Raw genomic sequence first — 25,733 nt, forward strand, 5'->3', positions numbered from 1 at the left:
ACTCCCCGCCCGTCCCGCCCGTCCCGGACACGGCCCACGAGCGGCACTCCGCTGCGCGGTCGCCACGGCGGAGCTGACTACGGTCCTGGCGTGCAGATGCGCCAGCTCGCCGTCGGCGACGCCTACGTCCTCGACCTCGTGCCCCACGGCGATGCCCGTGGCCGGTTCACGGAGTGGTACCGCGCCGACGTGCTCGCCGGCGTCGTCGGCCACGGCCTGCCGCTGGCCCAGGCCAACCACAGCGTCTCCGCGCGTGGCGTGCTGCGCGGCGTCCACTTCGCGCTGGTCCCGCCCGGGCAGGCCAAGTACGTCTACTGCCCCGCCGGCCGGGTGCTCGACGTCGTCGTCGACGTCCGGGTCGGCTCGCCCACCTTCGGCGTGCACGACGCGGTCGTCCTCGACAGCGAGCAGCCGCGGGCGGTGTACCTGGCCGAGGGCCTCGGCCATGCCTTCCTGTCGCTGGCCGACGGCAGCTCGGTCACCTACCTGGTCTCCAGCGGCTACGACCCGGCCCGGGAGTTCGGCGTCTCGCCGGTGGACCCGGCTCTGGACCTGCCGTGGCCCGACGACGTCGAGTTCGAGCTGTCGGCCAAGGACCAGCAGGCGCCCACCCTGGCCGAGGCCCGCGCGCAGGGGCTGCTGCCGACGATCGAGCAGTGCCGCGCCCGCTACGCGGAGCTGGGCACGGCCTAGGCGGGACGACCGGGCAGCCGGCCCGGTCGCGGCCACAGCCGACCGACCACCCGACCGACGACGACGGCTGGACCGAACGCGCGGCTGTCGTCGGTGACGAGGGAGTTGTCGCCCTCGACCCAGTGCCCGCCCGGCACCGCGCGGCGCACCCGCTTGACGACCAGCAGCTCCGGCCGGGCAGGGAAGCGGGCGAGGACCACGGCGCCCTCGTGGACCGGATCCCCGGAGGTGACCCGGCGCACCAGCAGCCGGTCGCCCGAGCGGACCGTGGGGGTCATCGACGGACCGGACACCCGGGCCACCACCCAGGGCGTGACCAGCGCCTCGACGCCCGTCATCCGCCCTGCTCCGGACGTGTCCCCGCTGCTCACCGGGAGTAGGGTCGCAGACGAACCGACCCCACAGAACCGGAGGCTCAGCCCATGCGTTTCGGCATGTTCTCCGCCGTGGCGGCGACCGCTCACTGCGATGTCCCCTGCGGCGTGTACGACCCGGCCCAGGCCCGCATCGAGGCGGAGTCCGTCAAGGCCATCCAGGAGAAGTACCAGGCCAACGAGGACCCGGTCTTCCGCACCCGCGCGATCATGATCAAGGACCAGCGCGCCGAGCTGGTCAAGCACCACCTGTGGGTGCTGTGGACCGACTACTTCAAGGCGCCGCACTTCGAGAAGTACCCGCAGCTGCACGAGTTGTTCAACAAGGCCACCAAGCAGGCCGGCGCCTCGGGGGCCCGGGGCAGCATGGACCCGGCCGAGGGCCAGAAGCTGCTCGACTACATCGCCGAGATCGACAAGATCTTCTGGGAGACGAAGGCCGCCGCCTGAGGTCTCCTGCAGGGAACGGCACCGGTCGGCGAGCGCTCCGCTCGCCGACCGGTGCCGTTCCCGGCGATGAGTTCCAGGGATCGGGGCGGTCTGCCGTGCTGACACCCGCACCCCGTCCGTCGCCACACCCAGGAGACCCCATGGCCGCCCGTCTGAACCCGTACCTGCACTTCTCCGGCACCGCGCGCGAGGCGATGGAGTTCTACCGCTCCGTCCTCGGCGGGCAGCTCGACGTGATGACCTTCGGCGACGCTGGCGGCGGCGGCGACCAGTACCCCGACGACGGCGTCATGCACGCGTTCCTGCGCACCGCCGACGGGCTCGAACTGATGGCGTCCGACGGCCACGACCCCGACGCCGCCGGCCCCGACCGGGTCTCGCTGTCGCTGTCCGGCGACGATGCACCCACGCTGACCCGCTGGTTCGAGGCGCTGACCGAGGGCGGCAAGGTCGACGTCCCCCTGGAGCAGCAGGTGTGGGGCGACACCTTCGGCCAGGTGACCGACCGCTACGGCGTGCGCTGGCTGGTCAACATCAGCACCGCGTCGGTCTGAGAGCGGAGCCCGCTGCTCCCCATCGTGGAGGGGCGCCTGCAGCGGGGCCGGGCGGCAGGGTGCAGGGCGGCGACCGGTCGTGGCGAGAGACTGCTCCCCGGTACCGTTTGACCTCGATGCGTATCGACCCGGCCGGGTGGCCGTTCATCACCGGGCCCCTGGCACCCGCCGCCGTGCTCGCCGCCGCAGGGCGGGCCAGTGGCCGCCGGAGCCTCCGGCTCGCCGCCTGGCCCTTCGCCCTCCTGGCGGCCTACATGGCGCTGTTCTTCCGCGACCCCGACCGGCGTTGCGACGTCGAGCCGCCGGCCCCCGACGACGTCCTGTCCCCCGCCGACGGCGTGGTGATGGTCGCGGGTGAGCCGCAGGAGGGCGTCGCCCCGGAACCGGCCCCCGAGGGCGGCTGGCAGCAGGTCAGCGTGTTCCTGTCCGTCGTCGACGTGCACGTCAACCGCTCGCCGTACCACGGTGAGGTGGTGGAGAGCTCCTACCGCAGGGGCAGCTTCCTGGCCGCCTACCGCAAGGAGTCGGCGCACCGGAACGAGCGCAGCGAGCTGTGCCTGCGCGATACCGACGGCCCCGCCCCCCGCACCGTGGTCTTCCGGCAGATCGTCGGCGTGCTCGCCCGCCGCATCGTCACCCGCACCGGCGTCGGCCGGCGGCTGGCGACCGGCGAGCGGATGGGCCTGATGAAGTTCGGCTCCCGCATGGACGTCTTCGTCCCCCGGGACTGCGCGGTGCTCGTCCGGGTGGGCCAGCGGGTGCGCGGCGGCGAGACCGTCATCGCCCGCTGGTCCGACGCCGGCTGAGGAGGCTCCCGGTGCCCAGCTCCCCGTCCGGCGCCCGCCTCCCGCAGACCCGGCGGCGGACGGCGACCGTCGAGTTCGTCCGCGGGTCGGTGCGCGGCACCCGCCGGCGGGCGCTGGCGACCCTGCCCAGCCTGTTCACCCTGGCCAACATGATGTGCGGCTTCGTCGCGATCCTGGTCTCCATCCGCGGTCAGTACACGCTCGCCGCCGTCCTGGTCGGGCTCTCGGTGGTCTTCGACATCGCCGACGGCGCCGTCGCCCGGCTGGTCGGCGCGGTGACCCCCTTCGGCCTGCAGTTCGACTCGCTGGCCGACCTGGTCTCCTTCGGGCTCGCCCCGGCGCTGGTGGCCTTCACGCTGTTCTCCGAGGGCCGCGACGCCTGGGACCCGCTGGGCTGGGTGGCCTGCGGTCTGTGGGTGGCCTGCGCGGCGATACGGCTGGCGCGGTTCAACACGACCATCGACCCGACCGCGGACAAGCGGTACTTCACCGGCATGCCGAGCCCAGGGGCGGCCGGCGTCGTGCTCGCCTCGGTCTTCGCGTTCGGCGACCAGATGCAGGGCCGGGAGCGGCTGTGGGTGCTGCTCATCCTCGCCGTCCCGGCGCTGCTGATGGTCAGCACGGTCCGCTTTCGCTCGTTCCGCTCGCTGGTCAGCCCCAAGAGCGGCCGACCCTACGGGCTCGTCGCCGCGGCGCTGGCCGTCGTCGTCGGCTTCGCCCTCGTGCCGGTCGTGACCGGCTGCGTGCTGGCCTACGGCTACCTGCTGGCACCGGTCCTCGTACCGGTGCTCTCCCCCCTGGGCCGGCTGGTGCCGGCCCGTCTCAAGGAGCTGCTCACGTGAGTGTCCGGCCCGTCGCCCCCGACGACGTCGCCGCCGTGGTGGACCTGGTGCGGGAGCTGGCCGGGTACGAGAAGGCCCCGCACGAGGCCCGGATGACCGAGGAGCAGCTGTCCGCGGCACTGTTCGCCGAGTCCCCCCTGCTCTTCGGTCACGTCGCCGAGGCCGACGACGGGGTGGTCGTCGGGATGGCGCTGTGGTTCCTCAACTTCTCCACCTGGCGCGGCACCCACGGCATCCACCTCGAGGACCTCTACGTCCAGCCGCAGCACCGCGGCAGCGGGCTGGGCCGGGAGCTGCTGCGCACGCTGGCCGACCTGTGCGTTCAGCGCGGGTACAGCCGGCTGGAGTGGTCGGTGCTGGACTGGAACACCCCTTCGATCGAGTTCTACGAGGCCGCCGGTGCAGTGCCGATGGACGAGTGGACGGTCTTCCGGCTCACCGACGACGCCCTGACCGGCTTCGCGGCCGACCGCCGCGGGCTCCGCTGAGCAGGACCAGGAGTGGGTCGGCAGGATCACCGGGGTGAGCATCGACCGCAAGCCGGCGGAGTGCTGGCTGACCGACATGGACGGCGTCCTGGTGCACGAGGGCCTGGCACTGCCCGGCGCCGCGGACTTCCTCGACCGCCTGGTCGCGGCGGGCCGGCGCTTCCTGGTCCTCACCAACAACTCGATCTTCACGCCGCGGGACCTCTCCGCGCGGCTGGCGCGGTCGGGCCTGCAGGTCCCCGAGGCGTCGATCTGGACCTCGGCGCTGGCGACCGCGGACTTCCTGTCCACCCAGCTGCCGAACGGCTCGGCCTACGTCATCGGCGAGGCCGGCCTCACCACCGCGCTGTACGAGGCCGGCTACACGCTCACCGACACCGAGCCGGACTACGTCGTCCTCGGTGAGACCCGCACGTACTCCTTCGAGGCCATCACGCGGGCCATCCGGCTGATCGGCGCCGGGGCCCGCTTCATCGCGACCAACCCCGACGTCACCGGCCCCTCACCCGAGGGCCCGCTCCCGGCCACCGGCTCGGTCGCGGCGATGATCACCCGCGCCACCGGCTCCGAGCCCTACTTCGTCGGCAAGCCCAACCCGATGATGTTCCGCAGCGCCATGAACCGGATCGAGGCGCACTCCGAGTCGACGGTGATGATCGGCGACCGCATGGACACCGACGTCGTCGCGGGCATCGAGGCCGGCCTGGACACCATCCTGGTGCTCACCGGCTCGACCCGGGCCTCCGACGTGGCGCGCTTCCCGTTCCGGCCGGGCCGGGTGCTCGACTCGATCGCCGACGTCGTCGACCTGGTCTGAAAGAGGACCCCCTCTCCCCCCACCCCTCGCAGGCTCGGGGCGGGACCCTGAGAGGGAGCCAACGGGCTCCTGCGGGGGCCTCCTTCAGCGCTCGAGGAACGCCAGCCGGGCCTCGGGAGTGGCCAGCAGGTAGAGCTCGGTCGCCGCCAGCGCCAGGACCGGGACGCCGACCAGCGGCGCCCCCGCGGACGCCGAGTAGAAGCCGAAGAGCCCCAGGAACAGCTGCATCGTGACGACCGGCGCACGCGTCCACTGCGCGACCCGCGCGAGCCCGACAGCGGCAGCGCCGAGCAGGGCGGCCCCGAGGCCGACCAGCACGACCTCGGCCAGCGCCCGCCCGACGTCGTCGGGGGTCGAGGTGATCGTCAGCACGAGCAGCCAGAGGGAGACCGCGGCCAGCGCCGCGGCCTCCACCCCGGCGACCAGCGCCGCGCGGCGCACCGCTGGCGGGGCGGCCGGGTGCTGCCGCCCGGGGCGTGGGGTCGCCGGCTCGGCGGCCCCGCCGAGCAGCCGCTCCGCCCGCCGGCGGTCCCGCGGCGGCCTGGCTCCGGACTGCTCGGTCACGACCGGGAGGGTACGCGCCGGCACACCGGCGGGACGGCGTGCCGGAGGACCTGCCACCCCTGGTAGCGCAGCCGCCGCACGCCAGCGCCGGGGTCGGTCGCGTCGCTGGCTAGCCTGACTGCCATGCGCGCGCTCGTGGTGGCCAACCCCGCGGCGACGACGACCAACCGCGGCGTCCGCGACCGCGTGCTCAACACCCTCGCCGACGAGCTGCAGGTCGAGGTCGCCGAGACCACGCACCGCGGGCACGGCAGCGAACTGGCCCGCAAGGCGTGCGTCGAGGGGGTCGACGTCGTCCTCGCGCTCGGCGGCGACGGCACGGTCAACGAGGTGGTCAACGGCCTGCTGCACGACGGTCCCGGCGAGCACGTCCCGCCGCTGGCCGTGGTGCCCGGGGGCTCGACGAACGTCTTCTCCCGCGCTCTCGGTCGAGCCCGGGACCCGCTGGCCGCGACCCGCGAGGTCCTCGACTCGCTGCGCGCCGGACGCACCCGGCAGATCTCGCTGGGCACGGCCAGCGCCCGCGGCGCCACCACGGCGCCGGCCCGGTTGCCCGACCCGAAGCTGGCGCAGGCCGCGGCGGACGCCGGGGCCGCGGCGCACCCGGAGTGGGGCGAACCGCGCTGGTTCGCCTTCTCCGCCGGCCTGGGCTTCGACGCCGACGTCATCGGCCGGGTGGAGGCCCACCGCGCCCGCGGGGTCCGCTCCACCGGCCTGCTCTACGTGCTGGAGGCGACGGGCACCTTCGTGTTCGGCCGCGGACGCCGGGACCCGGCGATGTCGATCGAGCTGGTCGGCGAGCCCGCCATCGACGGGTTGTTCCTGTGCCTGGTCTCCAACGTCTCGCCGTGGACCTACCTGGGCGCCCGGGCGGTCAACCCGACCCCGGACGCCTCGTTCGACAGCGGCCTGGACGTGTTCGCGCTGGGCCGGACCGGCATCGCCCGGATGCTGCAGCACGTGCGCGAGGTGTTCGCCGCGCGGCCCGACGTCCGCGGCGAGGGTGTGCACCGCTGGCACGACCAGGCCGAGCTGACCCTCACCGCACACCGTCCGCAGGGCTGGCAGCTCGACGGCGACCACCTCGGGACGGCGACCGGACTGCGGGTCCGCAGCGTGCCGTCCGCACTGACCGTCGTCGCGTGACGTCCGGGGACGAGCCGGTTCCGGTACCGCGCCTGACCTGCGGTTTCAGGCACGGAAGAGACGGTTGTCAACGCAGCACGCGGGAGGGCCGTCTGGTCGAGTGGCGGCCCTATCATGCCCATGGTGAGCTTGCTCACGAGGGGTCGACCGATGCCCTCGTTCTGCTTGACAGGTGCCCTCGCCGTGAAAACATCGCGGTAGGAAAGCAACCTGTCGGTAACAAATGCACGAAGTCGCTGTGCCATGGCGCTGGTCACCCCGGTGCCGGCCTGCGGATCGGTCCGAGGCCGGCGACGACTGCACGACACCGTAGACGACATCGAGGAGAACACGGCCATGGACTGGCGCCACCGCGCGCTCTGCCGCGACGAGGACCCGGAGCTGTTCTTCCCCATCGGGACGACCGGCCCCGCCCTCGTGCAGATCGAGCAGGCCAAGGGTGTGTGCCGGCGTTGCCCCGTCGTCGAGTCCTGCCTGGACTGGGCGCTGCACTCGGGACAGGACTCCGGCGTCTGGGGCGGACTCTCCGAGGACGAGCGGCGCGCGCTCAAGCGCCGCCAGGCTCGGACCCGCGTCCGCACCGCCTGAGCACACCGCACCACTGCACCGCCACGAGGCCGGTCCGGAGTTCTCCGGACCGGCCTCGTCGCGTCGGTGGGGTCGCCCCGCCCCGCGACGGCCGGGCGGGCCTACCTGCGGAGCCTCCCCGCTCCGGGCAGGGTGAGGACCACCTCGGTGCCGGTGCCACCGTCGCCGGGGCGCCCCATGCCGAGGCTGCCGCCCAGCTCGCTGGCGACCAGCGTGCGCACGATCTGCAGGCCCAGCCCGACGCTGGCGGAGAGGTCGAAGCCCTCGGGCAGTCCCCGCCCGTCGTCCCGCACCCGGACCACCAGGTCGTCCCCGTCCCGCTCGGCCACCAGCTCGATGCTGCCCGGGCTGCCGTCGGGGAAGGCGTGCTCGGCGGCGTTGTGCAGCAGCTCGGTGACCACCAGCACCAGCGGGGTGGCCGCCACCGCCGGGAGCTCGCCGAACTGGCCGACCCGCCGCGTCCGCGCCGCCGGACCCACGGAGGTCAGGTCGCCGAGCATCGGCAGCACCCGGTCGAGGACGTCGTCGACGTCCACCACGTCCTCGCGGCTGCCGGCCAGCGTCTCGTGCACCACCGCGATCGACGACACCCGCCGCACCGACTCCTCCAGCGCCTCGCGGGCCGCAGGCTCGGTCATCCGGCGCGCCTGCAGCCGCAGCAGCGCGGCCACCGTCTGCAGGTTGTTCTTCACCCGGTGGTGGATCTCCCGGATGGTGGCGTCCTTGGTCAGCAGGGCGCGGTCCCGCCGGCGGAGGTCGGTGACGTCCCGCACCAGCACCAGCGCGCCCTCCTCGGCGCCGGGTGCCTGCAGCGGCAGCGCCCGCACGAGCAGGGTCGCCGCCACGCTCTCGACGTCCATCGGGTCGGGGAACCGCCCGGCGACCGCGGCCCGGATGCCGGCGGCGACCGCCTCGCCGGCCACCCGGTCGGCCGCGGCGTCCCGGGTGAGGCGGGCCAGGTCGGCGCCGACGACGTCCCCGGTGACGCCGAGACGACGGTAGGCCGACAGCGCGTTGGGGCTGGCGTAGACCGCGCGGCCGTCGGCGTCCAGCCGCACCAGCCCGTCCCCCACCCGCGGGCTCAGCTCGCCGTCGAGCGGCTTCTGCGGGGGGAAGGTGCCGGCCGAGACCATGAGGCACAGGTCGGCGGCGATGTCGAGGTAGGTCAGCTCCAGGGTGGACGGCGACCGGGTCACCGCCAGGTTGGTGTCCCGCGCCAGGACGGCGACGACGACGCCGTCGTGGCGCACCGGGACGACCTCCCGGCGCCGCGGGGTGCTGCCCGACCAGTCCGGCTCCCCCTCGGTCACCGGGCGGCCCTCGCGATGCGCGACCAGGAACGGCCCGGCGGCCGGCCCCTCCACCTCCGAGCCGACGAGGTCCTCTGGCTGGCTGGTGGGTGCGGTGAGCGGGCGCACCTGCGCGACGCACCACCACGCGCCGGTGCGCAGCGGCACCCACAGCGTCAGGTCGGCGAAGGACAGGTCGGCGAGCAGCTGCCAGTCGGCGACCAGCCGGCGGGCGTGGTCGACCTGGGCCGGCGCCGAGGCCGCGCCGCGGGTGAGGCGTTCGGAGAGGCTGTTCATGGTGGCTCCGAGGGTATGAGAGAGGGCCCCCCTGCCCCCCACCACTCGCAGGCTCGCGTCAGGGTGAGGCACTGGAACGGCCACCCTTCAGGGGCCCGCGCCGAGCGTGCGAGGCGTGGGGGGAAGGGTGGTCCTTCTAGGCTCGTCGCCGTGTCCCCGTCCCCCGACGCACCGGCCCTGGCCGTCGACCGCGCCCGTCCCGACGACTTCGCGCGGATCGGGCAGCTCACCTGCGACGTCTACCTGGACGGCGGGCTGGCCTCCGCCGCGTACGGCGAGCAGCTGCGCGACGTCGCCGGGCGGGCCGACCGGGCCGAGCTGCTCGTCGCACGGGACGACGAGGGTCGGGTGGTCGGCAGCGTGGCGCTGGTGCTCGAGGGCGACTTCGGGGAGGTCACCGAGTCCGACGACGAGGCGGCGTTCCGGATGCTCGTCGTCGACCCGGCCGGGCAGGGCCGCGGCATCGGCGAGCTGCTGGTGACCGCCTGCCTGGAGCGGGCGCGGGCAGCCGGGAAGCGGCGCATGGTCCTGTCCACCGACCGGCGGATGACCACGGCGCAGCGGCTCTACGAGCGGCTGGGGTTCACCCGGCTGCCGGAGCGCGACTGGCAACCCGCGCCCGGCATCGACCTGCTCGTGTACGCCCTCGACCTCTGAGAGAGGACCCCGTCCCCCTCACCCCTCGCAAGCTGGGGGCGAGCCTCCGGATGGGGCCAGCGGGATCCTGCAGGATCCCGTCAACCGTCAACGGTGGCGATGAGGTCGCCCTCCTGGAGCACCTCGCCCTCGACGACGTGCAGCTCGCGGACGGTGCCCGCCTGCTCGGTGAGGACGGGGATCTCCATCTTCATCGACTCGAGGATCACCAGGGTGTCGCCGGCCGCCACCTCGGTGCCGGGCTGCACGAGCACCTTCCACACGCTCGACACCATCTCGGCGTGGATCTCCTCGACCACCACCAGCACCTCCTCGACCGACCTGCCGCCCATCCTGGCACGCGCCCTGTCCCGGGGACGCGCGTCAGGCGTCTGCGGCGCTGCCGGACGCCAGCCGCTCGAGCACCGCGCACGCCTCCGGGCCGTCGTGCGGCACACCGACCTCGGGCACGGCGTTGAGCACGTCCCTCACGGCGCGGGCCGCGGTGACGGTGTCCCGGGCCCCGGCGCTGACGGTGGCCAGCAGGGCGTCGTACCAGCGGTCCAGCCGGTCCCCGGGGTCGTAGCCGCTCACCGCCACCACGTCGACGCCGCGCGCGCCGCCGGTGAGCCGGCCCGACCGCGGCAGCCGGCCGGTGACCCGCCCGCCCTGACCCGGCGGCAGGGTGGACCGCAGCTGGACGGTCACCGCCCGCCGCGGCGGCGCGCCCGTCCCGGCGTCGGCGGCCGACGCGCCCGCGGCGCTGCGCAGCGCGAGCTCGACGGCGTCCACGCCGTACGCCCGCTCCAGCACCGTCGTGTCCAGGGAGAAGCCGGCCGCCACCTCGGCGAGCTCGCCGTCCGGGGCGATGCCGACGGTCACCAGACCGCGCCAGCCGATCTCCGGCAGCCGCTTGGCCGCCGGAGGCAGCTCGAACGGCTCGTCGGGGGTCCAGGAGACCCGGGCGATGCCGGCCGCGCGGTCGCGGGACACCGGTGTCGTGCAGCGCAGGCCGCCGTCGGTGACCAGGGCGAGGAACCCGCGCTCGCTGGCCGGCTCGACGCCGTCCCCGCCGAGCCGCTCGAGCACCGCGGCGGAGGGGCCGACCCAAATGAGGTCGGCGGCCACGACGGCGCCGGCGAGCCGGGCGTTGCCCGCCAGTGCCGGGGGCACCGGGAGGACGGCCTGCACACCGCTGCGGCGGGCGGCCTCGACGATGCGGTCCACGGCCAGGTAGGACTCCGCGGCCGGGGCGGGGCCGAGCAGGATCGCGTCGTCGGCCAGCCGCACGTGACGGGCGGAGCGGTCGGCCTCGGAGTGGACGGCGACCGTCTTCACGTCCAGGCGGGAGCAGGCCGCCACCACCGCGCACGCAGCCGGCCCCCGGCCCGCCACCAGCACGCTCTCGATCCCGGCGTGTGCCACGTCCCGAACCGCCTTCCACCGACCTCAGCGTCGTTCCGCTCCCCAGCCTGACCCGTCGCTCCACCGGACCGCCACAGGGGGGTGGTGCCGCAGGGGCTCGTGAGAGGCTGGTGGTCCAGCCTGACGGGTCTCCCGGGGGTCGCAGCACCACTCGCGCCCCGGGTCACCCCAAGGTGTCCAGGGGCCCGCACCGGGCCCGGAGCAGCGACGAGGGGAAGGAGGGCAGCGATGTCCAAGCGTGGACGCAAGCGGCGCTCCCGCAAGGGGAACAAGGCCAACCACGGCAAGCGCCCCAACGCCTGAAGGAGGACCCCCTGCCCCCCCCCACCGCTCGCAGGCTCGCGGCGGGGCCCGGCAGGGGGCGGTGCGCGAGAGGCCCAGAACCCGGCGGGTTCTGGGCCTCTGGCGTTCGTCGGTCCTAGGCGGTGGCGGGGCGCTCCTGGGTGCGCTCCACGCTGATCCGCTCGACGCTGACCTGGGTGCCGTCCTCCTCGAAGGAGACGCTGGTCAGCTGCAGCTTGATCCGGTCCCGCAGCCCCGGAGGCGGGGCGTCGCCGCCGCAGCGGCGGCGGACCAGGGCCTTGAACTCCTGCTCGATGCCGAACTGGCGCAGGCAGGGCGAGCAGTCCTCGAGGTGCTCGGCGATGACCTGCCGCCGCGCGGGCTCGGTCTCGTGGTCGAGGAACTCGAACACGTGGGACAGGACGTCGTCACAGGAGTCGACCGAGATCGGCTCCTCCGCGTCCGGACGCTGGTCGCTGGTCACGAACGGCTCGCCTCCTCCCCGGCACCGGCGCGAACGAAGCCGCGCTCCCGGGCGTAGTCGGCCAACAGCTTCTGCAGCCCGCGGCGGCCGCGGTGCAGGCGGGACATCACCGTGCCGATGGGCGTGCCCATGATCTCGGCGATCTCCTTGTAGGCGAACCCCTCGACGTCGGCGAGGTAGACCGCCAGGCGGAAGTCCTCCGGCAGCTGCTGGAGGGCCTCCTTGATGTCGGAGTCCGGCAGGTGGTCCAGCGCCTCGATCTCGGCCGAACGCAGGCCGCTGGAGCTGTGCTCCTCGGCGGCGTACAGCTGCCAGTCCTGCACCTGGTCGGTGGGGTACTGCTGCGGCTGCCGCTGCTTCTTGCGGTAGCTGTTGATGTAGGTGTTGGTCAGGATCCGGTACAGCCAGGCCTTGAGGTTGGTGCCCTCGGCGAACTGGTGGAAGGCCGAGTAGGCCTTGACGAACGTCTCCTGGACCAGGTCCTCGGCGTCGGCCGGGTTGCGGGTCATCCGCAGGGCCGCCGGGTAGAGCTGGTCGAGGTAGGGCAGCGCGTCGCGCTCGAAGCGGGCGTCGCGCTCGGCACGGGTCTCGTCGACCTCCGTGCGGCTGCCACCCTCGCGCGCCTCCGGCACCTCGACGGGCGAGGTCGCCTCGACGTCGTCGGCGGTCGTGGTCTCGGGCGTGCGGTCCGCAGACTCCTCAGGCACCGACCGTCCTCTCTGCGGCGCCCGGACGCGGGCCACCACCTCCGACGATCCTAGCCGCGCGGCCCCGGGTCGGCCTGGGGGCCGCCGGAGCGCAGGGCGCTGGCGGGCGCTGGTGGAGAGGGTGCTGCTCACGTCGGGTCCAACCGCGCAGGCCGCGGTCCGAATTCCCCGCAGCCGCGGACGCGGTCGTCACAACTAGGCTGCGGCGCCGTGGCGGCGACCCCGGCGGTGCGGGCTCTCGAACGGGCCCGGGTGGCCCACACCCTGCACCCGTACGACCCCGAGCACCCCACCGACCAGGGGCACGGCGAGGCGGCGGTGGCCGCGCTCGGCGCCGACCCGCGGCAGGTGTTCAAGACGCTGGTCGCCCGGGTCGACGGCGCACTGACCGTCGCAGTCGTCCCGGTCGCCGGCAGCCTGGACCTCAAGGCGCTCGCCGCGGCCGCCGGCGGGCGGAAGGCGGCGATGGCCGACCCGGCCGACGCCGAGCGGACGACCGGCTACGTGCTCGGCGGCATCAGCCCGCTCGGTCAGCGCAAGGCGCTGCCGACGGTCGTCGACGAGTCGGCGCTGGGCTTCGCCACCGTGATGGTCAGCGCCGGACGGCGGGGCCTGCAGGTGGAGCTGGCGCCGGCGGACCTGGTGCGGTTGACCCGCGCGCGCACCGCCGCGATCGCGAAAGGACCCCTCTGCCCCCCGCCACTCGCAAGCTCACGGCGGGACCCTGCAGAGGGGCCACCGCTCAACGATCAGCGGCGGCGTAGGGGGTGAGCAGCTGGTCGACCGGCGCGTGGTCGTCGGTGAGCACCTCGGCGTCCCCGACGAACTCCACGAGCTCCGCGCCGGAAGCCACCCGCCAGTCGAGGTCCCGCTCGCCCAGCGCGCTGCCGACCGCGTCGAGCGGCAACGGCTGCTGCGAGGCCAGGACCACGACGTTGCCGCCGTCCTCCCCCGCCAGGACGGCGTCCCGGGCGAGCAGTGCGACGTGCGGGAAGACCGCCTGCAGGGTGGCGAGCTCGGCGCGGACGAAGTCCAGCGGCGGGTTGTCGATGAGGTTGGCGACGTAGAGGCCGTCGTCGGTGAGCGCGCGGTCGACCAACCCCAGGGCCTCCACGGTGGTCAGCTGCCAGGGCACCGAGAGCCCGCCGAAGGCGTCGCCCACCACGAGGTCGCGCTCCCCGGCCGCCTCCTGGTCCAGCCCGACCCGGGCGTCGGCCACCTCGACCCGCAGCCCGTCGGTCTCGGTCAGCCCGAGCTGCTCGCGGTCCATCTCCACCACGCCGGGGTCGACCTCGACCACCAGGCTCGAGCTGCCCGGGCGGACCGCGGCGAGGTAGCGCGGGAGGGTCGCCCCGCCGCCGCCGAGGTGCAGCGCCGACAGCGGCTCGCCCGTTGGGGCCATCGCGTCGGTCACCGCCGCGATCGCCCGGACGTAGTCGAACTCCAGGTACGTCGGGTCGGCCAGGTCGACGTAGGAGTGCCGCAGCGTGTCCAGCACCAGCACCCGGCCGCTGTCTCGCTCGGGGTCGGCGGCCACCCGCGCGCAGTGGTAGGCGGTCTCGGCCTGGCAGCGGCTCGGCGCGACCGCCGCCAGCAGCGAGCCGGCCACGGCCAGCAGGAGCAGCGCCACCGGCACCCGCCCGGCCGCGCCGCCGGTCCGCCGCCGCAGCAGCACCCCGACCGCGATCCCCGTCAGCACGGTGACCAGGCCGGTGCCGACGAGGATGCCGCTGGTCGGGAAGACCGCGACCAGCAGGAAGCCGGTGAGGAAGGTGGCCGCGATGCCACCGAGGGTGCCGATGCCCGACAGCCGGCCGACCACCGAGCCGGTCTCGGCGAGGCTGGCCAGCTGCAGCTTGACCACCATGGGCGGCACCGCCGACAGCAGCGCCGCGGGGACGACGACGGCGACGGCGGCCAGCAGCAGCACGCTTCCGGCGTCGGCGCCGGTGAGCACCGACCCGGCGAAGCGCACCAGCGGCAGCACGGCGACGACGAGTGCGCCACCGGCGACCAGCAGCGGCGCGATCAGCCGGCGCGGGTCGGTGCGGTCGGCCAGCGCGCCGCCCGTCCACGCGCCGACGGCGATGGCGGCCAGCGCGAAGCCGATGACCGCGGTGTTGGTCTGCAGGGTGATCCCGACGTAGGGGGCGATCAGCCGCAGCCCGGCGATCTCGAGCACCAGCACGGCGCCGGAGGACAGGAAGGTGACGACGGCGGCCACCCAGTCGGGCAGCGCGGCCGGGCGGGTCCGGTCCCCGGTCTCGGCCAGGGCCTCGTCGGTGCCGGCCACCTCAGAAGAGCGCGGGCTGGTCGGCCGGGGCGGCGACCGACTCGACGCGGGCGGTCAGCTCGACGCCGTTGTGCTTCACGCTGTTGACCGCGGGGCTCACCGGCCGCAGCTCCAGGTCCTCCACCAGCTCTGGCGGGGTCGGCGCGGTCAGCTCGGCGACGTCCTCCCGGGCCGGGTCCAGCCAGTCGGCCCAGCGGTCGCGGGGCAGCACCAGCGGCATCCGGTCGTGGATCTCGGTGAGCGCCCCGACGGCCGGCTCGGTGATGACCGTGCAGGTGTACAGCCGGTGCTCGCCCTCGCCCCAGACCTCCCACAGGCCGGCGAAGGCGAGCACCGAGCCGTCCCGCGGGGTCATGTAGTAGGGCTGCTTGCCGGGACCGTCGAGCTTCTTGGCCCACTCGTACCAGCCGTCGGCCGGCACCAGGCAGCGCCGGGAGCGGGCGGCGCGGCGGAAGGCCGGCTTCTCGGTCAGCGACTCGACGCGGGCGTTGAGCATCCGGTTGCCGATCGAGGCGTCCTTGGCCCAGGAGGGCACCAGGCCCCAGCGGACGGCGCGCAGCTCGCGGTGCACGGCGCCGGTGGGCGCACCCTCGGCGTCGCGCTCCTTCTTCTGCCGGACGACGTACACGTCCTTGGTGGGGGCGACGTTGTAGTCGGCCGGCAGCGGCGACTGCCCCTCGGCCGGGACCGCCTCGAACTCCAGGACGAGGTCCTCGGGACGGCGGCTGGCGGCGTAGCGGCCACACACGGTGGTACCTCCCGGTCGGGGCCGGCTGATGCGGTCACCTGCGACTGTAGGCCGGGCCGGGGACGGTTCCCGGGGGTGGCGGACGGCAGGCCGGTTCGACGTCCCGACGCCCGGGAGACGAGGATCACGCACGTGACCGCGACCCAGAACCCACCGACCGAGCACCCCAAGACCGCCAGCGAGTCCGGCGAGCGCCGCTACGCGACGGTCAACCCCTTCACCGGCGAGACGGAGCAGGAGTTCGACTTCACCCCGACCGAGGCGATCGACGGGATCATCGAGCGGGCGCACGCCGCCTACCAGGAGTGGCAGCAGCGCCCGGTCGAGGACCGCGCCGCCGTCGTCCGGCGGGCCGCGGAGCTCATGGACGAGCGCCGCGAGGACCTCGCGAAGCTGATCACCACCGAGATGGGCAAGCGGCACGACGAGGCCACGGGCGAGCTCTACCTGTGCTCGATGATCCTCAAGTACTACGCCGACAACGGCCCCGGCTTCCTCGAGCCCCAGCCGATCCAGCCGCTGATGGGCAAGGGCGAGGCCGTCGTCGAGACCCGGCCGATCGGCGTCCTGCTGGCCATCGAGCCGTGGAACTACCCCTTCTACCAGGTGGTCCGCGTGGCCGGACCGAACCTGGTGCTGGGCAACACGGTCATCCTCAAGCACGCCGAGATCACCCCGCAGTGCGCGGTGGCCATCGAGCAGCTGTTCACCGACGCCGGGGCTCCCGAGGGCGTCTTCACCAACACCTTCCTGCGCATCGCCGACGTCGAGCAGGTCATCGCCGACCCGCGCATCCAGGGCGTGACGCTGACCGGCAGCGAGCGGGCCGGCAGCGCGGTCGGCGCCCTGGCCGGGAAGCACCTGAAGAAGTCGGTGCTGGAGCTGGGCGGCAGCGACCCGTTTATCGTGCTCGACGCCGAGGACCTGGGCGCCACGGTCAAGGCCGCCACCATGGGCCGGATGCAGAACACCGGCCAGGCGTGCACCGCGTCGAAGCGGTTGATCGTGACCGAGGAGCTCTACGAGCCCTTCGTCGAGGGCCTCAAGCAGGCGTTCTCGACCTTCTCCCCCGGCGACCCGGCCGACCCGTCGACGTCGCTGGCCCCGCTGTCCTCGGAGCGGGCGGCGCAGGACCTGCACGCGCAGATCCAGGACGCCATCGACAAGGGCGCCACCGTGGTCGCCGGCGGGAAGCGGCCCGAGCACCCGGGCGCGTTCGTGGAGGCCACCATCCTCACCGACGTCACCCCGGAGATGCGCGCCTTCCGCGAGGAGCTGTTCGGCCCCGCGGCCGTCGTCTACAAGGTCAAGGACGCCGACGAGGCCGTCGCGCTGGCCAACGACAGCGACTTCGGCCTGGGGGCCACCGTCATGAGCAGCGACCTCGACCGCGCGCGGGCGGTGGCCGAGCGGCTCGAGGCCGGCATGGTGTGGATTAACCAGCCCACCGGCTCCTCCCCCGAACTGCCCTTCGGCGGGATCAAGCGGTCCGGCTACGGCCGCGAGCTCTCCGAGCTGGCGGTGTTCGAGTTCGCCAACCGGCGCCTCGTGCGGACCCTGCCGGCGAAGAAGGCGTCGAAGCCGGTCGCCGGCTGAGAGCGGACCCCGTCCCTCGGCTCCCTGCAGGGTCCCGCTGGCCCCGTCCCGGGTCCCGCCCTGAGCCTGCGAAGGGTGGGGAGGACGGGGTCCTTTCACGAGGGGTGGGGGCAGGGAGTCCTCCAACGGGCAGGATGGTCCTGTGAACCAGGTCTGGACGACGCCGCACCGCGCGACTCCGGTCGACGCGGTCGTGGCCCTGCCCGGGTCCAAGTCGCTGACCGCCCGGGCACTGGTGCTGGCCGCGCTCGCCGACGGCCCGAGCCGGCTGGTCCGGCCGCTGCGGGCCCGGGACACCGACCTGATGGCGGCGGCGCTGCGGGCCCTGGGCGTGCGGGTCGACGAGGTCGGCGAGGACTGGGCCGTCACTCCGCGTGCGCTGCGCGGCCCGGCCGAGGTGGACGCCGGCCTGGCCGGCACCGTGCTGCGGTTCCTGCCGCCGGTCGCGGCGCTGGCCGACGGCCCGGTGCGGGTGGACGGCGACCCGCGGCTGCACGAGCGCCCCAACGCCGGGCTGATCGCGGCCCTCCGCGACCTCGGCGTGCGGGTGGACGACGACGGCCGCGGCCGGGCGCCGTTCACCGTGCACGGCACCGGGCGGGTGCGCGGCGGCGCGGTCACCGTGGACGCGAGCGAGTCCTCGCAGATCGTCTCGGGGCTGCTGCTGGCCGCGGCCCGCTTCGACGAGGGGGTCGACCTCGCCCTCGCCGGCGGGGTGCCGTCGATGCCGCACGTGGAGATGACCGTCGAGTCGCTGCGCGAGCGGGGCGTCGACGTCGTCCGCACCGGGCGGGGCTGGCGGGTCGCCCCCGGCCCGGTCGCCGCGCGCGACGAGGTGCTCGAGCCCGACCTGTCCAACGCGGCTCCCTTCCTCGCGGCCGCCCTGGTCACCGGGGGACGGGTGACAATCCGCGACTGGCCCGCGGAGACGACGCAGCCCGGCGGTCGGCTGGACGCGCTGCTGGGCGCGATGGGGGCGCACGTCGAGCGCACCGGCGAGGGGCTGCGGGTCACCGGCAGCGGGACCGTCCGCCCGCTGGTCGCCGACCTCGGTGAGGTGGGTGAGCTGACACCGGTGCTGGCGGCGCTCTGCGCGCTGGCCGACGGGACGTCCCGGCTGACCGGCGTGGGCCACCTGCGCGGCCACGAGACCGACCGGCTCCAGGCGCTGGACGAGGTGCTGACGTCCGTCGGCGCGCGCGTCGAGCAGCTGCCCGACGGCCTGGTCATCACGCCGGGGCCGCACCGGGCGGCGCGCCTGGGTAGCTACGCCGACCACCGGATGGTGCACGCCGCGGCCGTCCTCGGGCTCGCCGTCGAGGGCGTCGAGGTGCGCGACCCCGGCGCGGTGAGCAAGACGCTGCCGGACTTCGTGGACCGGTGGAACGGGATGCTGGAGGTCGAGCGCTGAGCGGTCGCAAGCACGACTCCCGGTCGGACGAGGACGACGTCCGGGTCCGGCCCAGCCGTCGTGGCTCGCGGCCGCGCACCCGCACCCGGCCGACCCACTCCGACGCCGTCCCGGGCCTGGTGGTCGCCGTCGACCGCGGCCGGATGACGGTGCGGGTCGAGGGGCCCGACGGCGCCCCGGTCGAGGTCACCGCGATGCGCGCCCGCGAGCTGGGCAAGCACGGGGTCGTCGTCGGCGACCGGGTCCGGCTGGTCGGCGACACCAGCGGCCGGCCGGACAGCCTGGCCCGCATCGTCGTCATCGAGGACCGGACGACGTCGCTGCGCCGCACCGCCGACGACACCGACCCCACCGAGCGGGTCGTGGTGGCGAACGCGGACCTCCTGGTCATCGTCACCTCCGTCACCGATCCGGAGCCCGCCCTGGGCTTCCTCGACCGGTGCCTGGTCGCCGCCTACGCCGGGGGCCTCGAGCCGCTGCTCTGCATGACGAAGACCGACCTGGGCAGCCCGCAACCGCTGCTCGACCGCTACGCCGGCCTCGGCTTGGACGCGGTGCACCTCTCCCGCGAGACCCCGCTCGACCCGCTCCTCGAGCGCATCGCGGACCGGATGAGCGTGTTCGTCGGTCAGTCCGGTGTCGGCAAGTCCACGCTGGTCAACCGCCTCGTCCCGGACGCCTTCCGGGCCACCGGCGACGTCAGCAAGATCGGCAAGGGCCGGCACACGTCGTCCTCGGCCGTGCTTTTCGACCTCCCCGGCGGCGGAACCGTCATCGACACCCCGGGCATCCGGTCGTTCGGCCTGGCCCACGTGACCGCTGACGACGTCCTCGCCGCGTTCGACGAGATCGCCGAGGCCGCGGTCGACTGCCCGCCCGGCTGCGGGCACACCGCGGAGGACCCCGACTGCGCGCTGGACGCCTGGGCCGACGCCGGCCCGCCGGCCCGCCACCAGCAACTGGCCGGCCTCCGGGTCCTGCTCGGCGCCGTCGGCCAGGTCGGCCCCGGCTACTGAGAGGACGCTCTCCTCCCCACCCCTCGCAGGCTCGGGGCGGCACCCGGGAGAGGCCACCCACGGAGGTCACCATGGAGCAGCAGGTCCACTTCACCACCCTGGCCACCGCCGACCTCGACGCCGCTCGCCGGTTCTACGTCGAGGGCCTGGGCTGGCGCCCGCTGCTCGACGTCCCCGACGAGATCGTCTTCTTCCAGATCGCCCCGGGCACGGTGCTGGCCTTCTTCGAGGCGGGGAAGTTCGCCCAGGACCTCGGCCGCGGTCCCGCCCGGCCGGAGGTCTCCGGGGTGACGCTGGCGCACAACGTGGCCGACCGGGACGCCGTCCGCGCGGTCGTCGACGCGATGTCGGCAGCCGGGGGCACGGTGCTCACCGCTCCGGAGGAGGGCACCTTCGGCGGGGTCTTCCACGCGCTGGTGGCCGACCCCAACGGCGTCGTCTGGGAGGTCGCGCACAACCCGGGCTGGTCGGTCGACGCCGACGGCACCGTCCGGCTCGGCTAGCGAGATCCCAGCACCGAGTGGCGACCTGCCGTCGTTCCACCGGCCGGGAGACCACGACAGCCCGCCACCCGACGTCGGGTCAGGGCCTCAGACGTCGACCCAGCCGCCGCTGCGCCAGTAGAGGCCGGCCTCGCGGGTGAGCAGGCCCTCGTCGACGAGGTAGCGGCGCAGCGCGGCGGTGTCCGGGTGCCACACCGCCAGCAGCGCGTTGACCTCGCGCTCGGGGTAGCGGATGCCGACGTCGAAGACCCGCACCAGGTGCTCCAGGACGATGCGCCGCTTGCTCTGCTGCGCCGGGATGGACACCAGCCGGCCGTCGCGGACGAAGGCCGACAGGACGGCGTCCTCGGCGGGGTCGTCGGACAGCGGCTCGGGCGGCGGAGCGGCCTCGGCGGCGGCGCGCGCCGCGGCACCGAAGCGCTCGGTCAGCAGCTCCAGCTCGTGCCGGTCGCGGCGGACCAGGCCCGCCCGGCCCAGCCGGCGTGCGGCCAGGGCGACGTCCTTGAGCGGCAGCCCGGTGACCTCGGCGACCTGCTCGATGGTGCGCGCGCCCAGGGCGAGGGCGGCGACGACCTTGAGGCGGGTGGGGTCGGCGAGCAGCCCGGCGATCGTCGCGGCGTGCACTCCCCGACGGTATCCGCGCATCGGCCGCGATGGACGCGGGTAGGCCGGGGTCATGGTGAGCCCCATCGACATCCAGAAGGCCCTCAAGGGGATGGACTACCCGGCCACGAAGGAGCAGATCCTCGAGCACGCCAAGGGCGGCGACAAGGAGGTGCTCGACGCGCTCGGCAAGATCGACGACCGGGAGTACGAGGGACCCAGCGGGGTCAGTGCCGCGGTCTTCGACTGAGCGCCGCTAGGTTCGGTGCCCATGACACCGGGCCGGGACTACACGGGGGACATGCACCTGGCGCACGTGCTGGCCGACCAGGCTGACTCGATCAGCCTCGACCGCTTCAAGGCGCTGGACCTCCAGGTCGACACCAAGCCGGACCTCACGCCGGTGACCGACGCCGACCGCGCCGTGGAGGAGCAGCTGCGCATCACGCTGGCGCGCGCCCGCACTCGCGACGCGGTGCTCGGCGAGGAGATGGGCGCGACCGGCTGCGGTCCGCGCCGGTGGGTGCTCGACCCGATCGACGGGACGAAGAACTTCGTGCGGGGCGTGCCCGTGTGGGCCACGCTCATCGCGCTGTTCGACGGCGACGAGCCGGTCGTCGGGCTGGTCTCCGCGCCGGCGCTCAACCGCCGCTGGTGGGCGGCCAAGGGCGTCGGCGCCTGGACCGGCCGGCGGCTGGAGTCGGCGAGCCGGTGCACCGTGTCGAAGGTGGGCGACCTGGCCGACGCGAGCCTGTCCTACTCCAGCCTCGCCGGCTGGGAGGAGCGCGGGCTGCTCGGCGGTTTCCTCGACCTGACCCGGTCGGTGTGGCGCACCCGCGCCTACGGCGACTTCTGGAGCTACGTGCTGCTGGCCGAGGGGGCGGTGGACGTCGCCTGCGAGCCCGAGGTCTCGGTGTGGGACCTCGCCGCCCTCGACGTCATCGTGCGGGAGGCCGGCGGCGCGTTCACCGACCTCACCGGCGTCCCGGGGCCGGCCGGCGGCAGCGCCCTGGCCACCAACGGCCTGCTGCACGACGCCGCGCTGGGCCTGCTGCGCCAGCCCAAGCCCGCCGCCTGAAGCCGACCCCGTCCCGCCCCGCGCTCGGGGGCGGGACGGGGCCGCCGGCTCAGCGGTTCGTGCCGCGGCCGCCCTGGAACCGGCGGCGGGCCTCGTCGATCTTCGCCCGGGTCTTCGGGTCCTTGGCCAGCTGCTGCGCCTTGTCGGTGGCCTGCGCGATGACCTGCCGGCCCTTCGGCGTGTTCGCGAACTGGGTCAGCTTGCTGAACAGCGACGCCATCCCTGGGTCCTCCTCGCGTCGTCCGGGCGGCGGCTCCGCCCTCCTGTCGGGGTCAACGCGGTTCCCGCAGGGCTCGTTCCGCGTGCCACCGGTCGAGCGCCGCGGCCAGCTCCGGTCCCGGCCGCGGCTCGACCGGCCTGCCCGGCTGCTGCCCCGTCGCGACCTCGGTCCCCGTTCCCCGGGCGGCCAGCAGCGCGGCGCCGACCGCCGACGCGCTGCGGATCGGCAGGAACCGCACGGGGACGGCGAGGACGTCGGCGAGCAGCTGCTGGACGACGGCCGGCCGCCCGCCGCCCCCGGTGAGCACCACCGGGCCCTCCCCGCCGAGCAGGTCCGCGGCGGCCGCGACCGCGAAGACGACGCCCTCGACCGCGGCGCGGGCCAGCTCGGCGCGGGTGGTGCTCGCGGACAGGCCGGTCCACCCGCCGCGGTCGGCGGGGCCCGCGACGCCGCCGCGCTCGCCGGTGAGGAACGGCCGGAAGACCACTCCCCCGGCGCCGGTCGGGACCGTCGCCGCGGCGTCGAACAGCTCGACGGGCGTCAGGCCGAGCACGCCGCACACCCACGACCACGCCAGCCCGCCGTTCTGCAGCGCGGCCATCGCGTACCAGCGGTCCTCGACGTCGGCGTAGCCGTGCACCGGTGGGTCGTCGGCGGGCGCCGGCGTCCACCCGGGCCGCAGCACCTGGGCGCCGGTGCCCAGGTTGACCTGCCGGCCGGTGCGGGTGCCCGCGGCGAGCAGGGCCAGCGGGGTGTCCGCGCCGCCCACCACGACGGGCACCTCGCCGACCGGCAGTGCGGCGGTACCCACGACCTCCGCCGACGGACGCACCCGCGGCAGCAACCCCGGGTCGACGCCGGCGGCCGCGGTGGCCTCGGACGACCAGCCGTCGGCGACGACGTCCCACAGCAGGGTGGCCGAGGCGTCGCTGCGGTCGGTGACCCGCGGGTCGGCGCCGGGGACGAGCGAGGCGCGCAGGACGTCCTTGGGCAGCACCACCGCGGCCGCCCGCCGGAGCAGCTCGGGCTCGTGGGCGGCGAGCCAGGCCAGCACGGGGCCGGTCATCCCCGGCACCAGCGGGTTGGCCAGCGCCGCGCGGGCGGCGTCGGGGAGCGCCCGCCAGCGGTCCACCTCCGCGACGGCGCGCGAGTCCGGCCAGAGCACCGCCGGCCCCAGCGGGATGCCGGTGTCGTCGACCAGCACGGTGCCGTGCATCTGCCCGGACAGCCCCAGCCCGGCGACCCGGCGGCCGGTCAGTGCCGGTGCGAGCTGGACCAGGACGTCGTCCAGGGCCCGTCGCCACACGGCCGGGTCGGTCTGCGCCCAGCCGGGCCGCGGGCGGTCGACCTCGTAACCGGACTCCCCCTCGCCCAGGACGGCACCGGAGGGGTCGAGGGCAACCACCTTCACCCCGCTGGTGCCCAGGTCGGCACCGAGCAGGACGCCGGTCACGTGCTCTCCTCGCCGGCGCTCGTCGACCCCGTGCCCGAGGGTGCTGTGCCGCTGAGCGAGCTCGCTCACGTCGGGCGGTGGGCGAACCCGCCACTGCGGCCGTTGCGGTCGGCCAGCAGCCCGGCGAGCGTGCTCAACGCGATCTCGGCCGGGGTCCGCGAGCCGATGTCCAGCCCGATCGGCCGGTGCACGCGGGCGATCTCCTCCGGCGGGACGCCGAGAGCGGCCAGTGCCGCGACGTGCGGTCCCTCGTGGCGCGGGTTGCCCATGACGCCGGCCCAGCGGGCGCCCAGGCCCAGCGCGTCGCGCAGCACCCCGCCGAGCTCGGGGCGGTGGTGGTCGGTGACGACGACGTCGGCGTCCGCGAGCTCGCCGTCGACCCCGGCGAAGTCGCCGAGCTCCGCGCCGCGGACGGGGTCGGGATCGAGCAGCTGGACGCGGAAGCCCAGCTCGGGTGCCCAGCGCAGCAGCACCTCGGCGACCGGCGAGGCGAAGACCACGACGAGCACCCGGCCGGTGGCCTCGTCGGCGGGCGCGCCGTGCGCCACCCCGCAGTTCGGGTCGCTCACGACGCCTCCCCGAGGAAGTCGACCAGCGCCGCGGCGAAGGCGGGCGTCCGCAGCGTGGTCGAGTGGTCACCGGGGACGACGGCCACCCGGGCACCGGGGATGGCCGCGGCGAGCGCCTCGGGGCGGGCCGCCAGCGGATCGGCGTCGCCGGCGAGGACGAGCGTGGGGGCGGTGATCGCTGCCAGGTCGACCTCACGGGTGTGCACCGCACGGGCGTGCGCGGCCAGGGCGCGCCGGTCGGCGGCGAGGGCGTCGGCCATCCGGCGGAAGTCGACGGTGGCGGGGTCACGCACGTCACCGACGTCGGTCGCCTCGAGCGCGGCGGCCAGCCGGGCCATCAGGACGCGGTGGCGCTCGGCACCCCCGGACTCGACGAACGCGGCGCCGGCACCACCGACCACCAGCCGGCGCACCCTCCGGTCGGTGGCGGCGGTCAGCATCGCGACCGTGGCGCCCATCGAGTAGCCGGCCAGGTCGAAGGAGTCGTGGCCGAGTGCGTCGGCCACCCGTCGCAGGTCGTCGGCCATCCGGAGCTCCCCGTAGGCGGCGGGGTCGTGCGGCTTGTCCGACCGCCCGTGCCCGCGGGCGTCGACGCCGACGACCTCCCGTCCGGCCGACAGGAGGACGCCGACAGTCCCGGTGCCGACCCAGTTGAGCCGGGTGTCCGCGACGAAGCCGTGCTGGAGGTACACCGGCGGCAGGTCACCGGGGGCGCCCCACCGGTGCACGGCGACCCCGACGCCGTCGGCCCCGGGGACCCGCAGCCTCGTCGCCGGCACGGTCACGCCGCGCGCTCCGGGCTGTCGCCGTACGCGTAGGAGCTGTCGACGTAGCGCCCGCCCTGGGCCACCCCGGGCGGCGCGATGTCGCCGAGCCGCGCGAGGTCGTCGTCCGAGAGCTCGACGACGGCGGCCGCGACGTTCTCCTCCAGGTAGCTGCGCCGCTTGGTGCCGGGGATCGGCACGACGTCCTCCCCCTGCGCGAGGACCCAGGCCAGCGCCAGCTGGCCGGGCATGCAGCCCTTCTCCTCGGCGAGCGCCCGGACGGCGTCCACCAGCCGCAGGTTGGCCGCGAAGGCCTCGCCGGTGAAGCGCGGGTGGCCGCGGCGCCAGTCGTCCTCGGCGAAGTCCTCCGGGCTGCGGATCGCGCCGGTGAGGAAGCCGCGGCCCAGCGGGCTGAACGGCACGATGCCGATCCCGTGCTCGCGGGCGACGCCCAGCACCTCCGCCTCCAGGTCGCGGGTCCACAGCGACCACTCGCTCTGCAGCGCGGCGATCGGATGGACGGCGGCGGCGCGGCGGATGGACGCGGCGCTGGCCTCCGACAGCCCCAGGTACCGGACCTTGCCCTGCTGCACGAGTTCGGCCATCGCGCCGACGGTGTCCTCGATCGGCACCTTCGGGTCGACCCGGTGCTGGTAGTAGAGGTCGATCACGTCGACCCGGAGCCGGCGCAGGCTGGCCTCGGCGCGGGCCCGCACGTTCTCCGGGCGGCCGTCGATGTCCATGCCCCCGCGGTCGTTGCGCGAGAGCGAGAACTTGGTGGCCAGTTGCACCTCGTCCCGCCGTCCGGCGATCGCCTCGCCGACCAGCTCCTCGTTGTGCCCGTCGCCGTAGACGTCGGAGGTGTCGAGGAAGGTGACGCCGAGGTCGAGCGCGCGGTGCACGGTCGCGATCGACTCGTCGCGGTCGGCCGCGCCGTACATCTGGCTCATGCCCATGCAGCCGAGGCCGAGGGCGGACACGACCAGACCGTCGCGGCCGAGCGTGCGGGTACCGACAGGAGAGGGAGAGGTCACCCC

Annotated in this window: 33 protein-coding genes; 18 read left to right on the forward strand and 15 right to left on the reverse strand. The window is 74.9% G+C overall.

Annotated features, from left to right (window positions below):
• Nucleotides 1-96 precede the first annotated feature (96 nt).
• Nucleotides 97-693: a dTDP-4-dehydrorhamnose 3,5-epimerase family protein gene (locus GOBS_RS20405; RefSeq protein ID WP_012950162.1), complete on the forward strand. Its 597-nt coding sequence runs from the start codon at nt 97-99 to the stop codon at nt 691-693.
• Here the strand turns inward: GOBS_RS20405 and GOBS_RS20410 are convergent.
• Nucleotides 690-1,031, reverse strand: coding sequence for a S26 family signal peptidase (locus GOBS_RS20410; protein WP_012950163.1), 342 nt, complete (start codon nt 1,029-1,031; stop codon nt 690-692). The two genes, GOBS_RS20405 and GOBS_RS20410, sit on opposite strands and share 4 nt — an antisense overlap.
• 84 nt (nt 1,032-1,115) lie before the next feature.
• On the opposite strand from GOBS_RS20410, the gene sodN reads away from it, so the two are divergent.
• The 6 genes from sodN to GOBS_RS20440 all read left to right on the forward strand — a co-directional run bounded on the left by sodN (nt 1,116) and on the right by GOBS_RS20440 (nt 5,024).
• Entirely contained in the window at nt 1,116-1,517 is a 402-nt protein-coding gene (gene sodN, locus GOBS_RS20415) for a superoxide dismutase, Ni (protein WP_012950164.1), read from the forward strand.
• Nucleotides 1,518-1,657: 140 nt separating this feature from the next.
• Complete coding sequence (locus tag GOBS_RS20420) at nt 1,658-2,071, forward strand: VOC family protein (protein WP_012950165.1); 414 nt, start codon at nt 1,658-1,660, stop codon at nt 2,069-2,071.
• A gap of 116 nt (nt 2,072-2,187) precedes the next feature.
• On the forward strand, nt 2,188-2,877 hold the full coding sequence (locus GOBS_RS20425; protein WP_012950166.1) for a phosphatidylserine decarboxylase: 690 nt from the start codon (nt 2,188-2,190) through the stop codon (nt 2,875-2,877).
• Between the two features lie 11 nt (nt 2,878-2,888).
• Nucleotides 2,889-3,719, forward strand: a complete 831-nt coding sequence (gene pssA / locus GOBS_RS20430) for a CDP-diacylglycerol--serine O-phosphatidyltransferase (RefSeq protein WP_012950167.1) — start codon at nt 2,889-2,891, stop codon at nt 3,717-3,719.
• Complete coding sequence (locus GOBS_RS20435) at nt 3,716-4,207, forward strand: GNAT family N-acetyltransferase (RefSeq protein WP_012950168.1); 492 nt, start codon at nt 3,716-3,718, stop codon at nt 4,205-4,207. Before pssA ends, GOBS_RS20435 begins: the two co-directional genes overlap by 4 nt.
• 34 nt (nt 4,208-4,241) lie before the next feature.
• A complete protein-coding gene (locus tag GOBS_RS20440; protein WP_012950169.1) occupies nt 4,242-5,024 on the forward strand; it encodes an HAD-IIA family hydrolase in 783 nt (260 codons plus the stop codon).
• Between the two features lie 84 nt (nt 5,025-5,108).
• On the opposite strand, the gene GOBS_RS20445 is transcribed toward GOBS_RS20440, so the two are convergent.
• Nucleotides 5,109-5,588, reverse strand: coding sequence for a hypothetical protein (locus tag GOBS_RS20445; RefSeq protein ID WP_243697556.1), 480 nt, complete (start codon nt 5,586-5,588; stop codon nt 5,109-5,111).
• 123 nt (nt 5,589-5,711) lie between these two features.
• Here GOBS_RS20445 and GOBS_RS20450 point away from each other — a divergent pair, with 123 nt between their 5' ends.
• Both GOBS_RS20450 and GOBS_RS20455 read left to right on the forward strand, forming a co-directional pair.
• On the forward strand, nt 5,712-6,734 hold the full coding sequence (locus GOBS_RS20450) for a diacylglycerol/lipid kinase family protein (RefSeq protein WP_012950171.1): 1,023 nt from the start codon (nt 5,712-5,714) through the stop codon (nt 6,732-6,734).
• 336 nt (nt 6,735-7,070) lie between these two features.
• Nucleotides 7,071-7,322 (forward strand): WhiB family transcriptional regulator, encoded by a 252-nt coding sequence (locus GOBS_RS20455; RefSeq protein WP_012950172.1) that lies wholly within the window; start codon nt 7,071-7,073, stop codon nt 7,320-7,322.
• A 101-nt stretch (nt 7,323-7,423) separates the two neighbouring features.
• Here GOBS_RS20455 and GOBS_RS20460 read toward each other — a convergent pair whose 3' ends face one another.
• Nucleotides 7,424-8,908 carry a sensor histidine kinase gene (locus GOBS_RS20460; protein WP_012950173.1) on the reverse strand — a complete coding sequence of 495 codons (1,485 nt, stop codon included), beginning with the start codon at nt 8,906-8,908 and terminating at the stop codon, nt 7,424-7,426.
• 150 nt (nt 8,909-9,058) lie between these two features.
• Between GOBS_RS20460 and GOBS_RS20465 the strand changes: the two genes are divergently transcribed.
• Nucleotides 9,059-9,565, forward strand: a complete 507-nt coding sequence (locus GOBS_RS20465) for a GNAT family N-acetyltransferase (RefSeq protein ID WP_012950174.1) — start codon at nt 9,059-9,061, stop codon at nt 9,563-9,565.
• Between the two features lie 80 nt (nt 9,566-9,645).
• On the opposite strand, the gene GOBS_RS20470 is transcribed toward GOBS_RS20465, so the two are convergent.
• A complete protein-coding gene (locus GOBS_RS20470) occupies nt 9,646-9,897 on the reverse strand; it encodes a biotin/lipoyl-binding carrier protein (RefSeq protein ID WP_166487473.1) in 252 nt (83 codons plus the stop codon).
• A gap of 31 nt (nt 9,898-9,928) precedes the next feature.
• Nucleotides 9,929-10,969, reverse strand: a complete 1,041-nt coding sequence (locus GOBS_RS20475; protein WP_012950176.1) for a biotin carboxylase N-terminal domain-containing protein — start codon at nt 10,967-10,969, stop codon at nt 9,929-9,931.
• A gap of 228 nt (nt 10,970-11,197) precedes the next feature.
• Here GOBS_RS20475 and GOBS_RS29830 point away from each other — a divergent pair, with 228 nt between their 5' ends.
• Nucleotides 11,198-11,272, forward strand: a complete 75-nt coding sequence (locus GOBS_RS29830) for a 50S ribosomal protein bL37 (protein ID WP_014377707.1) — start codon at nt 11,198-11,200, stop codon at nt 11,270-11,272.
• Nucleotides 11,273-11,387: 115 nt separating this feature from the next.
• Here the strand turns inward: GOBS_RS29830 and rsrA are convergent, their stop codons facing one another.
• Entirely contained in the window at nt 11,388-11,735 is a 348-nt protein-coding gene (rsrA, locus tag GOBS_RS20480) for a mycothiol system anti-sigma-R factor (RefSeq protein ID WP_012950177.1), read from the reverse strand.
• Nucleotides 11,732-12,442, reverse strand: a complete 711-nt coding sequence (locus GOBS_RS20485) for a sigma-70 family RNA polymerase sigma factor (RefSeq protein ID WP_279432621.1) — start codon at nt 12,440-12,442, stop codon at nt 11,732-11,734. The genes rsrA and GOBS_RS20485 overlap by 4 nt, the downstream gene beginning before the upstream one ends.
• A 210-nt stretch (nt 12,443-12,652) precedes the next feature.
• On the opposite strand from GOBS_RS20485, the gene ybaK reads away from it, so the two are divergent.
• Nucleotides 12,653-13,213, forward strand: a complete 561-nt coding sequence (ybaK, locus tag GOBS_RS20490) for a Cys-tRNA(Pro) deacylase (RefSeq protein ID WP_012950179.1) — start codon at nt 12,653-12,655, stop codon at nt 13,211-13,213.
• On the opposite strand, the gene GOBS_RS20495 is transcribed toward ybaK, so the two are convergent.
• Together GOBS_RS20495 and GOBS_RS20500 are read right to left on the reverse strand one after the other, a co-directional pair.
• Nucleotides 13,185-14,735: a fused MFS/spermidine synthase gene (locus GOBS_RS20495; protein ID WP_012950180.1), complete on the reverse strand. Its 1,551-nt coding sequence runs from the start codon at nt 14,733-14,735 to the stop codon at nt 13,185-13,187. The genes ybaK and GOBS_RS20495 overlap by 29 nt on opposite strands.
• A 1-nt stretch (nt 14,736) precedes the next feature.
• Nucleotides 14,737-15,483, reverse strand: a complete 747-nt coding sequence (locus tag GOBS_RS20500) for an SOS response-associated peptidase (protein WP_012950181.1) — start codon at nt 15,481-15,483, stop codon at nt 14,737-14,739.
• Nucleotides 15,484-15,615: 132 nt separating this feature from the next.
• Here GOBS_RS20500 and GOBS_RS20505 point away from each other — a divergent pair, with 132 nt between their 5' ends.
• The 4 genes from GOBS_RS20505 to GOBS_RS20520 all read left to right on the forward strand — a co-directional run bounded on the left by GOBS_RS20505 (nt 15,616) and on the right by GOBS_RS20520 (nt 20,009).
• The gene (locus GOBS_RS20505; protein WP_012950182.1) at nt 15,616-17,079 is read left to right on the forward strand and encodes an NAD-dependent succinate-semialdehyde dehydrogenase; all 1,464 of its coding nucleotides are present in this window, start codon (nt 15,616-15,618) and stop codon (nt 17,077-17,079) included.
• A gap of 142 nt (nt 17,080-17,221) precedes the next feature.
• Nucleotides 17,222-18,490: a 3-phosphoshikimate 1-carboxyvinyltransferase gene (gene aroA / locus GOBS_RS20510; protein WP_012950183.1), complete on the forward strand. Its 1,269-nt coding sequence runs from the start codon at nt 17,222-17,224 to the stop codon at nt 18,488-18,490.
• Entirely contained in the window at nt 18,460-19,506 is a 1,047-nt protein-coding gene (gene rsgA, locus GOBS_RS20515; RefSeq protein ID WP_012950184.1) for a ribosome small subunit-dependent GTPase A, read from the forward strand. The genes aroA and rsgA overlap by 31 nt, the downstream gene beginning before the upstream one ends.
• A gap of 71 nt (nt 19,507-19,577) precedes the next feature.
• Nucleotides 19,578-20,009, forward strand: a complete 432-nt coding sequence (locus GOBS_RS20520; protein ID WP_012950185.1) for a VOC family protein — start codon at nt 19,578-19,580, stop codon at nt 20,007-20,009.
• Between the two features lie 87 nt (nt 20,010-20,096).
• Here GOBS_RS20520 and GOBS_RS20525 read toward each other — a convergent pair whose 3' ends face one another.
• The gene (locus tag GOBS_RS20525) at nt 20,097-20,633 is read right to left on the reverse strand and encodes a DUF2087 domain-containing protein (RefSeq protein WP_012950186.1); all 537 of its coding nucleotides are present in this window, start codon (nt 20,631-20,633) and stop codon (nt 20,097-20,099) included.
• A gap of 52 nt (nt 20,634-20,685) precedes the next feature.
• Between GOBS_RS20525 and GOBS_RS26585 the strand changes: the two genes are divergently transcribed.
• Together GOBS_RS26585 and GOBS_RS20530 are read left to right on the forward strand one after the other, a co-directional pair.
• On the forward strand, nt 20,686-20,862 hold the full coding sequence (locus GOBS_RS26585) for a DUF2795 domain-containing protein (protein WP_081448943.1): 177 nt from the start codon (nt 20,686-20,688) through the stop codon (nt 20,860-20,862).
• Between the two features lie 21 nt (nt 20,863-20,883).
• Nucleotides 20,884-21,690: an inositol monophosphatase family protein gene (locus tag GOBS_RS20530; RefSeq protein WP_012950187.1), complete on the forward strand. Its 807-nt coding sequence runs from the start codon at nt 20,884-20,886 to the stop codon at nt 21,688-21,690.
• Between the two features lie 49 nt (nt 21,691-21,739).
• Here the strand turns inward: GOBS_RS20530 and GOBS_RS27755 are convergent, their stop codons facing one another.
• The 5 genes from GOBS_RS27755 to GOBS_RS20550 are packed head-to-tail and all read right to left on the reverse strand — an operon-like array spanning nt 21,740 to nt 25,730.
• On the reverse strand, nt 21,740-21,910 hold the full coding sequence (locus tag GOBS_RS27755; protein WP_012950188.1) for a hypothetical protein: 171 nt from the start codon (nt 21,908-21,910) through the stop codon (nt 21,740-21,742).
• Between the two features lie 52 nt (nt 21,911-21,962).
• Nucleotides 21,963-23,432: an FGGY family carbohydrate kinase gene (locus GOBS_RS20535; protein ID WP_243697557.1), complete on the reverse strand. Its 1,470-nt coding sequence runs from the start codon at nt 23,430-23,432 to the stop codon at nt 21,963-21,965.
• Nucleotides 23,429-23,932 (reverse strand): XdhC family protein, encoded by a 504-nt coding sequence (locus tag GOBS_RS20540; protein ID WP_012950190.1) that lies wholly within the window; start codon nt 23,930-23,932, stop codon nt 23,429-23,431. The genes GOBS_RS20535 and GOBS_RS20540 overlap by 4 nt, the downstream gene beginning before the upstream one ends.
• Nucleotides 23,929-24,717 (reverse strand): alpha/beta fold hydrolase, encoded by a 789-nt coding sequence (locus GOBS_RS20545; protein ID WP_012950191.1) that lies wholly within the window; start codon nt 24,715-24,717, stop codon nt 23,929-23,931. The genes GOBS_RS20540 and GOBS_RS20545 overlap by 4 nt, the downstream gene beginning before the upstream one ends.
• Nucleotides 24,714-25,730, reverse strand: a complete 1,017-nt coding sequence (locus tag GOBS_RS20550) for an aldo/keto reductase (protein WP_012950192.1) — start codon at nt 25,728-25,730, stop codon at nt 24,714-24,716. Before GOBS_RS20550 ends, GOBS_RS20545 begins: the two co-directional genes overlap by 4 nt.
• Between the last annotated feature and the right edge of the window lie 3 nt (nt 25,731-25,733).

Source organism: Geodermatophilus obscurus DSM 43160 (genome assembly GCF_000025345.1).
Classification (GTDB): Bacteria; Actinomycetota; Actinomycetes; order Mycobacteriales; family Geodermatophilaceae; genus Geodermatophilus; species Geodermatophilus obscurus.